Raw genomic sequence first — 216 nt, forward strand, 5'->3', positions numbered from 1 at the left:
TGTACCTTTATAATCAATAGCATTTCTACTAATCATATACAAACATCGGTAAACTAATGCATTTAGTTCATCTGTAAAACCGTGGTTTTTTAATCCTCGCCAAATTAGCATCTGGTGTGGTGCCCAGCCGTTAGGATAATGGCATTGTCGTTGAATTGCAAGTTTTGGGAGATTCGCATCCATTTGTCTTGAAGTTCCTGCGATACCACCTTTTTC

At 38.4% G+C, this 216-nt stretch carries 1 protein-coding gene; it reads right to left on the bottom strand.

The features are described from left to right. Positions 1 to 216: trehalase family glycosidase (locus tag ACRHOC_RS15745; protein WP_431159508.1), on the bottom strand; the 216-nt coding region annotated here is incomplete at both ends.

Source organism: Winogradskyella poriferorum (genome assembly GCF_050618035.1).
Taxonomy (GTDB): Bacteria; Bacteroidota; Bacteroidia; order Flavobacteriales; family Flavobacteriaceae; genus Winogradskyella; species Winogradskyella poriferorum_A.